This is a genomic window from Bradyrhizobium sp. (assembly GCF_030697065.1).
Taxonomy (GTDB): domain Bacteria; phylum Pseudomonadota; class Alphaproteobacteria; order Rhizobiales; family Xanthobacteraceae; genus Bradyrhizobium.
In genome coordinates, this window is record NZ_JAUYQU010000057.1 from 16698 (window position 1) to 29740 (window position 13043).

Annotated in this window: 13 protein-coding genes and 1 pseudogene; 13 read left to right on the forward strand and 1 reads right to left on the reverse strand. The window is 63.9% G+C overall.

Annotated elements, in window-relative coordinates:
• The first annotated feature begins 14 nt into the window (after nt 1-14).
• The 8 genes from Q8R73_RS04130 (at nt 15) to Q8R73_RS04165 (ending at nt 7551) form a co-directional block, all read left to right on the forward strand.
• Entirely contained in the window at nt 15-1154 is a 1140-nt protein-coding gene (locus Q8R73_RS04130; protein WP_305718266.1) for an ABC transporter ATP-binding protein, read from the forward strand.
• An 18-nt stretch (nt 1155-1172) separates the two neighbouring features.
• Nucleotides 1173-1496, forward strand: a complete 324-nt coding sequence (locus Q8R73_RS04135) for an NIPSNAP family protein (RefSeq protein ID WP_305718267.1) — start codon at nt 1173-1175, stop codon at nt 1494-1496.
• A 51-nt stretch (nt 1497-1547) separates the two neighbouring features.
• Complete coding sequence (locus Q8R73_RS04140; RefSeq protein ID WP_305718268.1) at nt 1548-2303, forward strand: SDR family NAD(P)-dependent oxidoreductase; 756 nt, start codon at nt 1548-1550, stop codon at nt 2301-2303.
• A 595-nt stretch (nt 2304-2898) separates the two neighbouring features.
• On the forward strand, nt 2899-4215 hold the full coding sequence (locus Q8R73_RS04145; RefSeq protein ID WP_305718269.1) for an ABC transporter substrate-binding protein: 1317 nt from the start codon (nt 2899-2901) through the stop codon (nt 4213-4215).
• A 71-nt stretch (nt 4216-4286) separates the two neighbouring features.
• Nucleotides 4287-5186: a branched-chain amino acid ABC transporter permease gene (locus tag Q8R73_RS04150; protein ID WP_305718270.1), complete on the forward strand. Its 900-nt coding sequence runs from the start codon at nt 4287-4289 to the stop codon at nt 5184-5186.
• Nucleotides 5186-6139 (forward strand): branched-chain amino acid ABC transporter permease, encoded by a 954-nt coding sequence (locus Q8R73_RS04155; protein ID WP_305718271.1) that lies wholly within the window; start codon nt 5186-5188, stop codon nt 6137-6139. The genes Q8R73_RS04150 and Q8R73_RS04155 overlap by 1 nt, the downstream gene beginning before the upstream one ends.
• A complete protein-coding gene (locus tag Q8R73_RS04160; RefSeq protein ID WP_305718272.1) occupies nt 6136-6882 on the forward strand; it encodes an ABC transporter ATP-binding protein in 747 nt (248 codons plus the stop codon). Before Q8R73_RS04155 ends, Q8R73_RS04160 begins: the two co-directional genes overlap by 4 nt.
• 3 nt (nt 6883-6885) lie before the next feature.
• A complete protein-coding gene (locus tag Q8R73_RS04165) occupies nt 6886-7551 on the forward strand; it encodes an ABC transporter ATP-binding protein (RefSeq protein ID WP_305718273.1) in 666 nt (221 codons plus the stop codon).
• Here the strand turns inward: Q8R73_RS04165 and Q8R73_RS04170 are convergent, their stop codons facing one another.
• Nucleotides 7552-8283 (reverse strand): helix-turn-helix domain-containing protein, encoded by a 732-nt coding sequence (locus Q8R73_RS04170; protein WP_305718274.1) that lies wholly within the window; start codon nt 8281-8283, stop codon nt 7552-7554.
• Between the two features lie 341 nt (nt 8284-8624).
• Between Q8R73_RS04170 and Q8R73_RS04175 the strand changes: the two genes are divergently transcribed.
• The 5 genes and pseudogenes from Q8R73_RS04175 to Q8R73_RS04195 form a co-directional block, all read left to right on the forward strand.
• Nucleotides 8625-9851, forward strand: coding sequence for an amino acid ABC transporter substrate-binding protein (locus Q8R73_RS04175; protein ID WP_305718275.1), 1227 nt, complete (start codon nt 8625-8627; stop codon nt 9849-9851).
• 30 nt (nt 9852-9881) lie between these two features.
• Nucleotides 9882-10751, forward strand: a complete 870-nt coding sequence (locus Q8R73_RS04180; protein WP_305718276.1) for a branched-chain amino acid ABC transporter permease — start codon at nt 9882-9884, stop codon at nt 10749-10751.
• On the forward strand, nt 10748-11695 hold the full coding sequence (locus tag Q8R73_RS04185) for a branched-chain amino acid ABC transporter permease (protein ID WP_305718277.1): 948 nt from the start codon (nt 10748-10750) through the stop codon (nt 11693-11695). Before Q8R73_RS04180 ends, Q8R73_RS04185 begins: the two co-directional genes overlap by 4 nt.
• Entirely contained in the window at nt 11692-12438 is a 747-nt protein-coding gene (locus Q8R73_RS04190) for an ABC transporter ATP-binding protein (RefSeq protein ID WP_305718278.1), read from the forward strand. The genes Q8R73_RS04185 and Q8R73_RS04190 overlap by 4 nt, the downstream gene beginning before the upstream one ends.
• Nucleotides 12431-12907 (forward strand): annotated as a pseudogene (locus Q8R73_RS04195) (ABC transporter ATP-binding protein); the annotation flags it as partial. The gene Q8R73_RS04190 and the pseudogene Q8R73_RS04195, both read left to right, overlap by 8 nt.
• Nucleotides 12908-13043 lie beyond the last annotated feature (136 nt).

The window sequence follows — 13043 nt, forward strand, 5'->3', positions numbered from 1 at the left end:
GGGAACCAAGACCAATGGCTGAAGTGAAACTGGTCGGACTGGAAAAGAAGTTCGGGGATGTCAGCGTCATCCACCGCATCAACCTCGATATCGCCGATGGCGAGTTCGCGGTGCTGGTCGGCCCGTCCGGCTGCGGCAAGACCACGACCTTGCGGATGATCGCGGGGCTCGAGGAGACCACTGGCGGCAGCATCCTGTTCGACGGCAAGTCGGTCGAGCGGCTTGAGCCAAAGGACCGCGATATCGCGATGGTGTTCCAGTCCTACGCGCTCTATCCGCACATGAGCGTGCGCGACAACATGGCGTTCAGCCTGCGCATGAAGGGTGTCTCGTCGGCAGAGAAAAAGCGGCTGGTGGGTGTCGCCGCCGAGATGCTCGGGATCACGGATCTCCTGGACCGGAAACCTAAGCAATTGTCCGGCGGCCAGCGCCAGCGTGTCGCGATGGGCCGGGCGCTGGTGCGCGAACCAAAAGTGTTTCTGTTCGACGAGCCCTTGTCGAATCTCGATGCCGCGCTGCGGGCGCAGATGCGGATCGAGATCAAGCGCATCCATCAGCGGCTGCGCACCACCATCATCTACGTGACCCATGACCAGGTCGAGGCCATGACGCTGGCCGACAAGATCGTGGTCATGAACGGTGGCAACATCGAGCAGGTCGGCGATCCCCTGACGCTGTACCGCCGGCCGGTGAGCCGCTTCGTGGCCGGCTTCATCGGTTCGCCGAAAATGAACTTCTTTCCGGCGAAGTTGCTATCCGACGAGAGCGGACTCCATGCCGATCTCGGCGACGGCATCCGGATCGAGATGCCGCGGGAGCGCGACGCCGCGTACCGGCCCTATGCCGGCCGCAGCGTCGAAATCGGAATCCGTCCCGAGCACCTGCTCGACGACGCGAGGCTGATCGACTCCGGCGCCATCGCCATGGACGTCACCATCGACGTGGTCGAACCCTTGGGCTCGACCAGCCTCATCACCTTCGTGCTGGGCGGTACCAGCTACACCGCGATCGGCGATATCGCCCTGATGCGCCGGCCCGGAGCCAAGGTGCGGCTCAAGGCGGCGGCGAAGGATATCTACCTGATCGATCCGGAAAGCGGCAGGGTGGTCCATTCCGCCGAACCTGATTCACCCATTGTCCGCCTCGCGGTCTAACCCAGGGAAATACCAGAGATGCTTTATGTCGATCACCGAACCTACACCTTCAAACCGCTGAAAATGGGCAAGTGGCTAGCGCTCTATGAAGAGTGCGCGCTGCCGGTGCAGCTGAAATATCTCGGTAACCTGATCGGATTCTTTCAGACCGAAATCGGCACGCTCAATCAGGTCGTGCATCTCTGGGGCTTTTCGGATCTCAACGACCGCGCCGCGCGCCGCGCCGAAATGGCCAAGGATCCGGCCTGGCACGATTTTCTGCGCAAGAACGAGGAACTCGCCGCGCTGCTACATCAGGAATCCAAGATCATCGTTCCCGTCAAGTTCTCGCCGCTGCAATAACGCGGCCTGAACGCAACCGAACGCAAAAAATCATAAGGGAAAGAATGAATCGTGGGTAGATTGGATGGCCGGTTTGCGCTGGTGACCGGAGGCGGCCGCGGCATCGGCGCCGCCACGGCAAAACTGTTCGCGCGCGAGGGCGCGACGGTGGGGATCATGGGCAAGGGACAGGAAAGCCTGAAGCGGACCAAGGCGGAATGCCGTTCGGAAAATCTAGACATCGAGACCTTTGTCGGCGACGTCGCGGTCAAGGAGGATGTCGTTCGCGCCATCGACGGCTTCGTCGAGCGCTTCGGCCGGATCGATATTCTCGTCAACAACGCCGGCATGACCATGCCGAGCGCTTTTCCGGACAAGACCGAAGAAGAATGGATGCGGGTGCTTCAGGTCAATCTGATCGGCCCGTTCCTGTGCAGCCAGGCGGCGACGCGGCACATGCGCAAGGCCGGTCGCGGCAAGATCGTCAACGTGACCTCCGTGCGGGCGATCGACCATTGCGGCCGCGCGCCTGTCATGGACTATTCGGCGGCAAAAGCCGGCGTCGTCAACATGACCAAGACGCTGGCAAAGGAGCTGGCGCCCAACATCAACGTCAACGCCGTCGCGCCCGGGCATACCGCCACCGATATTATCAGCGGCCTGCCGGAGGCGACGCGGCAGGGCATGCTGGCCGGCACCCCGCTGGAACGCTTCGCTAGCACGCAGGACATCGCCCATGCGATCCTGTTCCTCTCAAGCGCCGAAGCCGACTTCATCACCGGTCAGCAGATCGTCGTCGATGGCGGTTTTTCGCTGAAGGCGGGGTGAGTTCACGCGGCGCCGCCGCCGCGGCCGCTGAAACCACCCGACGAGACTGGGCAAGAACTCGTCATTTTCGAGAGTTGAATGTACGATTCGTTTTATGACGAATCGTACATTCAAGCCCGGCGAGAGTCGGCACCAGGCCTGTCTTCTTCCTCCGCGGGTTGAAGACTATGTGGGACCGGAGAATCCGGTGCGGGCGATCGAGAGCTTCGTTTGTGCTCTCGACCTTGCAAAGCTGGGCTTCCGGCATGCTGACCGGCTTGGATGAGGCGGGGCAGCCGCCGTATGGCGTAGTGGTCCAACAAGTTCGCTCATACCATCCACAATATTGACGGCACGGCGTATGGGTCCCTGCGTTCGCAGGGACGACGTTTCGAGTTGTTGCGACAGTAAATGGCATCATCTCTGCCCGCCGCCGTGTTGCGGACATCACAAGTTGCAAGTGCGCCCCTTTGATCCGATGAATCCCGCAGGCTGGCCGGCATGGCTTGCGTTTGTGTGCACGACTGGTGCAGAATATCATCCAATAAGTGCGTCGCCGGTGCGAGCCGGAGTTTCAACGAAAACAAGACGTCATAACAGTCTGGGAGAGTGAATAATGAAACGAACGGGCAAGACACTCACATTGCTGGCAGGGGTTTCGCTGCTGCTGGGGGTCCTCGGCGGGCCGGCGACGGCGCAGGACAAGCCGAAGGAACTGAAGATCGGCATCACCACGTTCCTGTCGGGTCCGGCGGCCGTGTTCGGCGAGCCCGGCAAGGCCGCCGCCGAGATGATCGCGGCCGATATCAACAAGAAGGGCGGGATCGGCGGGGTGCCGGTGGCGCTTTCCTTCGTCGACGAGGGCGCCGGCGGCGAAGCCCTGGTGTCGAACTATCGGCGCCTCGTGCAGGACGAAAAGGTCGACGCAACCTTCGCCTCGATCTCCTCGGGGTCGTGCAACCAGCTGGTGCCGCTCGCCGAAGACCTCAAAATGCTGAACTTCATGTGGGATTGCGGCGCCGCCTCGATCCTTGAGGCCAAGAAATACCGCTACAGCTTCCGCACCCAGGCCAACGCCACGCCGGAAATGCTGGCCGTGCTGGTCTATCTCCTCAAGACCAAGCCCAACTTCAAGACCATCGCGGTGGTGAACCAGGATTATGCGTGGGGCCGCGAGAGCTGGGAGATATTCTCGACCGCGCTCAAGCAGATGAAGCCGGACGTGCAGGTGGTCGCCGAACTGTTTCCGAAGTTCGGCGCTCCCGATTATTCGACCGAGGTTTCGCGCCTGATGGCGCTGCGTCCCGATGTGGTGTTCACGACGTCATGGGGCGGCGACCTCGACACCCTGGTGCGGCAGGCCGGGCAGCGCGGCTTGCTGCAACAGTCGACGTTCGTGCTGGCGATCGGCGAATCCTCGGTGCAACGGCTCGGCAAGGACCTGCCCGAGGGGCTGATCATCGGCGCTCGCGGCGATCACTGGTTCATGCATCCGGAGAAAAAGAACGACGCCGCCTTCAAGGCCTTCAACGAGGCGTTCAAGGCCAAGACCGGCAGCATGCCGATCTACCCAGTCTACCACATGGCGCAGGCCTTCGCGGCGCTGCAGGGCGCCTATGACAAGGCGATCAAGGCCAATGGCGGCAAGTGGCCGACCCGCGAGCAGGTGGTCGATGCGGCGCCGAATCTGGAGTTCGTCGGCTTCGGCCGGCCGGTCAAGCTCCGTGCCGAGGACAATCAGGGCCTCGAAGCGCAGCTTGTCGGCGTCACCAAGAAGGCCGACGGCTTCAATCACATGGTGCTCGACAACATGATGATCTTCGACGCCGCCAGCATCACCACGCCGGCGGGCCAGAAATCGGTGGAGTGGCTGAAGACCCTGAAGCCCGACTTTGTCAAGATGGACGTGCCGGTGTTCCAGCACGGCAAGTAAATCAGGATGCATCGTGCGGGGACAGGCATCGCTCGCCTGTCCCCGATCTCACCTCGAAACTCCGTGTCCTGATGAATTCCACGCTCTTCGTTCTCGCCAGCCTCGATGGCCTCTCTTATGCGGCGCTCGTGTTCCTGGTATCCGTCGGCCTCAGCCTGATCTTCGGCGTGCTGCGCATCGTCAATGTCGCGCATGGCAGCCTGTATGCGTTCGGCGCCTATCTCGCGGCGACGCTCAGCCTGCTGGTGACGCCGATTTCGCCGTGGCTCACCTATCCGGCGCTGCTGGTGGCCTCCCTGGTGATCGGCATCGTGGCGGGAGGATTGATCGAGCGGCTGCTGCTGAGCCGGGTCTATGGCCGCGAGGAGGTGCTGCAGCTCCTGATCACCTTCGCCGTCTTCATGATCATGGACAATCTGCAGCGAATGATCTGGGGCGTACAGCCGATCTATGCGGCCGAGCCGCTGAAACTCCTGCCGAACGTCTCGATCTTCGGCGTCAGCTATACGTCCTACCAGGTCATCGTGCTGCCTGTTGTCGCGGTGCTGGCGCTGTTCGGACTTCGCTATTTCCTGCGCAGGACGTTGATGGGATCGGTCATTCTGGCGGTCACCGAGGACCGTGAAGCCGCCACCGCCATCGGCATCAACGCGCAGAAAGTCTATCTGATCACCTTCATCATCGGCGCGACGCTGGCAGCGCTCGGCGGCGCGCTGGCGTCGCCGACCACGTCGCTGGTACCGGGCATGGGCACCGAGATGATCGTGCTGTCGTTCGCGGTCGCGGCCACCGCCGGCCTCGGCCAGATCGAGGGCACCGCGATCACGGCGCTGGCCATCGGCATGGCGCGCGCCTTCGTGATCTATCTGCAGCCGGAATTCGAGGTGCTGGTGCCCTATCTGATCATGGTGGCGGTGCTGCTGGTGCGGCCCGAAGGCCTGTTCGGCGCCACCAAGCTCAGGAAGATCTGATGGCCGGTCGATCATCCGCTCTGACCTGGACGCTGGCCGCGGTGGTCGTTGCCGCCGGCGTCATTCCCATCCTGATTCCGAGCATGGCCACGCTGGTGGTGCTGATTCTCGCCAAGGGCATCGTGGTGCTCGGCATCATCATCCTGCTGCAGGCGGGGCAGGTATCGTTCGGGCACGCCATGTTCTTCGCCGCCGGGGCCTATACCGCAGGCTTCTGGGGCAAGTATCTCGGCGTCGGCGATCTCGTCGTCTATCTCGTGGTCGGTACCGTCTTCGCGACCATCCTGGGTCTGCTGGTCGGATTGTTCGTGGTCCGTTACCGCGAGATATTCTTCGGCATGCTGAACCTGGCGTTCTCGATGGTGCTCTGGTCGCTGCTGGAAAAGATGTTTCATCTCACCAACGGGGCGGACGGCATGCGCGTGCCGCGCCCGACCGTGTTCGGCATGGCGTTTTCGCCGGAGAACTTCCAGTACGTCCTGCTCTATCTGACGCTGACGATCGCCATCGTGGCCACGTTCGTCGTTCAGCGTTTCCTGGAAAGTCCGACCGGCAATATGCTGCGCGCGATCAAGTCCAACGAGACGCGGCTGGAATACCTCGGCGTGTCGGCCCGCCGTATCCTGCTGATCGGCTACGTCATTTCGGCGGCGCTCGGCGGCATCGGTGGGGTGCTGGTGGCGGTCGCCCAGCAGATCGCGACGCCGGAATTCGCCTACTGGACCAAGTCGGGCGAGTTCGTCTTCATTGCGATACTCGGCGGCGTCGGCAATGCGATGGGAGCCTTCGCCGGATCGGCGGTGTTCGAACTCGTTCGCTTCTATGCGTCGGCCCAGCTGGCCAATTCGTGGCAATTGATCCTCGGCGTCGTGCTGATCGCCATCATTCTGTTCGCGCCGAACGGTCTGATCGGCCTGTGGAAGCGTCAACGCGCCGCGAGGGATGAGTCATGACAGCGATTGTGCTGCTCGAGGCGAGGGGGCTGGCGATTCGCTTTGGCGGCGTCGTCGCCGCCGATGGCGTCGACCTCGACGTGCTCGAAGGCGAGAAGCTCGCCATCATCGGGCCGAACGGCGCCGGCAAGACCACGTTCCTCAACATCGCCACCGGCTATCTGAAGCCGCAGGCCGGCACGGTAAAGTTCTTGGGTAAGGAAATCACCGCGCACCGGCCGCGCGACATCACCCGCTTCGGAATCGCGCGCGCCTTCCAGATTCCGCAATTGTTTCTCGACCACACCGTGATCGAGAACCTGCTGATCGCGGCGGCCGGGCACAGCGGGCGCACCACCCTGATGCGGTCGCTGCACGATCTGCCCGAGCGTTCCGAAATGGAGAGTCTGCTCGATCTGGTCAGCATCCGCGACGTCGCGGACCGCAAGGCCGGGGAACTGCCCGAGGGCAAGCGGAAGCTGGTCGATATCGCGGTGGCGTTGGCGCTGAAGCCGCGGCTCTTGCTGATGGACGAGCCGACCTCGGGGGTCGCCTCCTCGGAAAAATTCGCGATCATGGACATTCTGGTGGCGGCGCTGGAAAAACAGCGTGTCACCTCGGTGTTCGTCGAACACGACATGGACATGGTCACACGCTATGCGGATCGGGTCGCGGTATGGAGCGCCGGCAAGATCCAGATCAGCGGACCGCCGGCCGAGGTGCTCGCCGATCCTGTGGTCCGCGAGCAAGTGATCGGGATCTGAGACATGCTCAGTTTCAACAAGGTCAATGTATGGATCGCCGGCGTGCACGTGCTGCGCAACGTCACGTTCGACCTGCGCCCGGGCGCAACGGTGGCGCTGATCGGCCGCAATGGCGCCGGCAAGACCACCATTGCCCGCACCACCATGGGATTCACCGACATGGAAGGCGAGGTTCGGCTCGCCGAGGTCGATCTCGGCAAGGTCGCGCCGCACCAACGGCCGGGGCTGGGGATCGGTTATGCGCCGGAAGACCGCCGCTTGTTCTCCGCTTTCACCGTCGAGGAAAACATCCTGCTGCCGGCCCGCGTCGGCAAGCTCGATGCCGCCGAGACGAAGCGCCGGCTCGATCGCGCCTATACCGTGCTGCCGGAACTGGCAGAGCTGCGGGCGCGTCCGGCCGGCTCCTTGTCGGGCGGGCAGGGCAAGATGGCCGCGCTCGGCCGCGCGCTGATGCTCGGCACCAAGCTCGTCATTTTGGACGAGCCGTTTCAGGGCCTGGCGCCGGTGCTGGCGCAGCGCTACGCCGAGGCGCTGCGGCGCCTGCGCGCGCAGGATGCCGACATCACCCTGCTGATCACGGAATCAAATCCGAAACTGCTGGAGACCTTCGCCGACACCACCATCACGATCGAGCGCGGCGAAATCGAAGTGGCCAGCCAGGCTGCGTGATTACGGCCATGCCGCATAGAACGGTCCGCGCTTGGCCTGCTCGGCCCGGGCGCGACGTCGATAGGCGCCGGGCGGCATGCCCTGATGCTTTTGAAAGAACCGGCTGAAATAGCCTGAATCGCGAAAGCCGAGGCCATAGCCGATCTGCTCGACCGGCAGATCCAGTTGCTGCAGGCGGGTGCAGGCTTCGTGAAACAACCGTCCATGGACGATGGCGCGCGGGCTGCGCGCTTTCTCGCGCTTGCAATGCGCATGCAGCCGGTCCTCGGTGACCCCAAGCGCCGCCGCGTAGCGCGAGATCGGCCAGCCGTCGCGGTAATGCAGCTCGACCAGTTGCAGAAAATTCCCCACCAGCCGCGGTCCGTCGCCGCGCAACGTGTCGTCGCTGCCGGATTCGTCCGAAACGGCGGATCGCCACAGATGCAGGCAAAGCTGCAGCAGGTGGGATGCGATCATCGTCATGCTGCCGCGCTGCGGCACGCGCAGCTCCCGCACCAGCATGGAACAGGAATGGGTGACCGCGCCGAGCGCGCCATCGATTTGCGCGCCGCTCATCATCACCAGGCGATCGGTGGTCCGCCGCAGATGCAGCGCCTCGGCGCTGCCGGCTACGGTTCGGGTCAGCAGGTCCTCCGAAATGGCGATGAAATACCCCCGCGCTCCGGCCTCGACCTGAATGTCGCCCTCGAGCTCGCCTGGTAACCAGAGCAAGGCAGGGGCTTCGAATTTCACGGCTGTTCCGCGCAGGGCCGCCGAGCCGCTCCGTGTTTCGACAACGACCAGGTGCGCGCGCGGGATATGATCCTGCTCGACGACCCAGTGACGTGGCGAGAGACCGCCGGAAAAACCTTCCGCGTGCAGGGCCGAGCCCGCCTGTTCGACGAAGCTGGCAGGGCGAGAAAGCGGTATGGGGCTGTAGACCTGAGACAATCCGTCGCTCACATCCAAATGAGATTGACGAACTAGTACAATCTTTGCCCGGTTCCGTCCAATTTATTGTCGGAACTGCTCGACTAGTCTCCGCGCGTCGAACGCCATCCAAGGCGACGGACAGAATGCTCTGGGAGGAGAACATGTTTTCATCAGTCACACGCCTGGCAGCGGGATTGGTCGCGATCGCCGGGGTTGCCAGCTTTTCGGCGGTCGAGCCGGCCCTGGCTCAGACGTCCATCAAAATCGGTTACGCCCTGTCGCGCACCGGACCGAATGCCGGCGGCGCCGCGGTGACGACGCTGCCCAATTATGAAATGTGGGTGAAGGAAGTGAATGCCGCGGGCGGCCTGAAGCTCGGCGACAAGCGGGTGCCGATCGAGGTCGTGCAATATGACGATCGCTCCAGTGCGGAAGAAGCAGCCAAGGCGCTGGACCGGTTGATCACCCAGGACAAGGTCGACTTCATCCTGCCGCCCTGGGGCACCGGCCTCAATCTCGCGGTGGGGCCGATCCTGAACAAGGCCGGCTATCCGCATCTGGCTTCCACGGCGGTCACCGACCGCGCGCCCGAACTGGCGAAGCGCTGGCCCAATAGTTTCTGGTTGCTCGGCACCAGCGCGGGCGCATCCAATACGCTGGTCGAACTGCTGGTCAAGCTGCGTGGCGAAGGCAAGATCGGCGACACCGTCGCGATGGTCAGCGTCGCCGACGGCTTCGGTATCGACCTTTCGGCCGCGGCGCGGCCGGCGCTCGCCAAGGCCAATTTCAAGCTGGCCTATGACAAGACCTATCCGGTCGGCACCCAGGATTTGAGCCCGCTGGTGAACGAGGCCAAGGCGCTCAACCCCGACGTCTTCATCGCCTTCAGCTATCCGCCGGATACGCTCGGGATCACCGAACAGGCGAGGATCGCCGGTTTCAATCCAAAAATATTCTACACCGGCGTCGGCACCGCGTTCCCGCTCTACAAGGGCAAGTTCGGCGCCAACACCGAAGGCGTGATGGGGATCGGCGGCTGGAGCGGCGATAGCGCTGCGATCAAGGATTACCTGGCGCGCCACAAGGCGGCGTCGGCCAATGGCGCCGAGCCGGACCGCTGGGCCAGTGCCGTGACCTATGCCAGCCTGCAGATGCTGCAGCAGGCGATCGAACGTGTCGGCAAGATCGATCGCGCCGCGGTCATCAAGGACCTGCAGACCGGGACCTTCGACACCGTGATCGGCAAGGTCAAGCTCGAGAACAACCTGCCGACCAAATACTGGTGGGTCGGACAGTGGCAGGGCGGCGACTTCTACGGCGTCGGCCCGGCCAGCAACGAAGGTGCGCGTGCGCCTGTTGTTCCCAAGCCGGCATGGAAGGCGCCGTGATCTCGCGATTGCTGCGGCACACCTAACGGAATGACCAACGCCATCTTCACCGGCCTCATGCTCGGGGGCATGTATGCGCTGATCGCCATGGGCCTGACCCTGCAATATGGCGTGGCGCGCATCATGAACCTGTCCTACGGCGAGTTTCTCGTCGCAGCGTCCTTTGCCTCCTACTGGCTGTTCACGGGATGGGCATTGAATCCGCTGCTGGGGCTGGCGATCGTCGTTCCCATCGGCTTCGGCGTGAGCATGATCCTGTATCGCGTTCTGCTCACGCCGCTGGTGCGCCGCGCGCCGACGCGCGACGCCCTCGAAGTGGACAGCCTGCTGGCCACCTTCGGCATGATGTTCATCGTCCAGGGCATAATGCTGACGATGTTCGGCGGCGCCTATTTCAGCTATTCGTTCCTCGCCATTCCGGTCACGCTGTTCGGCGAGACCCTGGCGTTGAACCGGCTGATCGCGTTCGGTCTTGCGGTGGCGTTCGGGCTGGCCTTGTATCTCGCGCTGACCCGCACCCGGTTCGGCACGGCGATCCGCGCCGTGGCGGTCGATCCCTCGGCCGCGCGGCTGGTGGCGATCGACGTCACCGCGATATCGGCTTTCGCCTTTGCGCTCGGCGGCGCGATGGTGGCCGCCGCCGGCGTGCTGGTCAGCATGTTCCTCACCTTCAATGCGTCCTCGGGCGTCATCTTCACCATGAAGGCGCTGATGGTGGTGGTAATGGGCGGCGTCGGCAATCTGCTCGGCTGCCTGGTCGCGGGACTTGCCCTCGGCCTCAGTGAATCCCTGGTGGCGACCTTCGTCGATCCCGGGCTGACGCTGGCGGTGAATTTCGCGCTGTTTCTCGGCGTCCTGCTGGTCAAGCCGGCAGGCCTGTTCGGAAGGGCGCAGCGATGAGCCCGACGCAAATCGCGGCGCTGTTGGCCGCAGGCCTGGGCCTGGTGGTGCTGGCGCTGCTGCCGTACTACGCCGATGCCTATTATCTCTCGCTCGCGATCAGCCTGCTGCAATTCACCGTGCTCGCCACCGCGTGGGGAATGTTTTCCGGGCCGACACGTTACGTCTCGCTGGCGACCACCGCATTCTTCGGCGTCGGCGCCTATACCGTGGCGGTGCTCGGCGAGGTGCTGGCATGGCCGCTGGTGCTGCTGATCGCGACCGCGATCGGCGCGCTGATGGCGATGGTCGTTGGCATCTCCACGTTGCGGCTCAGCGGCCTGCATTTCGTCATTTTCACCTTCGGCCTCGCCGAACTCGTCCGCCAGCTCGTGATCTGGTACGAGGTCAACAAGACGCGGGTGCTCGGCCGCTACGTGTTCGTCGACATTACCCAGAACGACATCTACTGGCAGTTGCTCGCGCTCGCGGTCGCCGTGTTCGCGATCGGCTGGCTGATCGCCCGCTCGCGCCTCGGTTTTGCATTGCGCATCATCGGCGAGGACGAGACCGTTGCAAAACATTGCGGGATCAACGTCACGCTGGCCAAGGTGACGCTGTTTGCGATCAGCGCGGTATTCATTACTTTGGTCGGCGCGATCATGGCGCCGCGCTGGACCTATATCGAGCCGTCGATCGCGTTCAACCCGACGATTTCGTTTCAGGTCGTGATCATGGCGCTGCTCGGCGGCGCGCACCGGCTGTGGGGGCCGGCGGTCGGCGCGATCCCGCTGACGCTGCTGTTCGAGTTTCTGTCGGCGCGCTTTCCCTCTACCTCGACCCTGATCATCGGAATCGTGTTCCTGCTGATCGTCTATGCGCTGCCATCAGGCGTGGTCGGGCTATGGGAACGCGTCAGCCGGCGGAAGCCCGAACCGCCGGCCGCGCCACAGGTGCAGACATGACGGCTGCGTCCTCGGCTCCCGTGCTCGAGGTCTCGGGATTGACCCGCGCCTTCGGCGGGCTCGTCGCGGTCAACGCCGTCGACCTTGCGGTGCAGCCCGGCCAGATCGTCGGACTGCTTGGTCCCAATGGTTCGGGAAAAACCACGGCGCTGAATCTGATTTCGGGCGTGCTGCGTCCGGACTCCGGCAGCATCCGGTTTGCCGGGCAGGCCATCGAGGGCATGCCGGCCCATCGCATCGCGCGTCTCGGGCTGGCGCGGACGTTTCAACTGGTCCGTGTCCTCAACGGCATGAGCTGCGCCGAAAACGTCAAGGCAGGCCTCGCATTCCATCGTCCGCCGCTGTCGCGCGGCGAGATCGACGAATCCGTCGACCGGCTGCTGCGGCGTGTCGGGCTGGCGAACCGTGCCGGGCTGCCGGCATCGGGGCTGACCTATATCGACTGCAAGCGGCTCGAGCTGGCGCGCGCGCTGGCGTTGAAGCCGCGGCTGCTGCTGCTCGATGAATGGCTCGCGGGGTTGAACCCGTCAGAGCTCTTGATCGGCATCGAACTGATCCGCTCGCTCAAGGACGAGGGACTGTCGGTGCTGCTGGTCGAGCATGTCATGGATGCGATCCGCTCGCTGTGTGACCGCTGCGTGGTCATGAACAGCGGCCGCCGTATCGCCGAAGGCCGCCCCGACGAGGTGCTGGCCGATCCCGCCGTCATCGAGGCCTATCTCGGGGTATCGACCGATGCTTGAGGTCTCGGCCGTCAGCGTCGCCTATGGCCAGCACCGCGCGCTGAGCGACGCGGCGCTGAATGTCGACCGCGGCGAGATCGTCGTGATCCTCGGCGCCAATGGCGCGGGCAAGACCTCCCTGATGAAGGCCATCGCCGGTATCATCCCGAGCCTGCCCGGCAAGCGCGTCGCGCTTTCCGGCCGCGATATTTCGCGCCTGCCGGCGCACGAGATCGTCGAGGCGGGCCTCGCCTCGGTGCCGGAAGGACGCGGCATCTTCGGCGAGTTGACCGTTTCCGAAAACCTGCTGCTGGGCGCCAATCCGAAACGGGCGCGGGGCAGCGAGGCCGCGCGCCGCGCGCAGGTGCTGTCGCTGTTTCCCCGCCTCAACGAACGGCTGGGCCAGATGGTCCGCACCATGAGCGGCGGCGAGCAGCAGATGGTGGCGATCGGCCGCGCGCTGATGTCGAACCCGGATATCCTGCTGCTGGACGAACCCTCGCTCGGCTTGTCGCCGCTGCTGGTGCGCGAGTTGTTTTCGGCATTGCGGCAGGTGCGCGAAACCGGCGTCGGGCTGTTGATGGTCGAGCAGAACGCCCGCGAGAGCCTCGCACTGGCCGACCGCG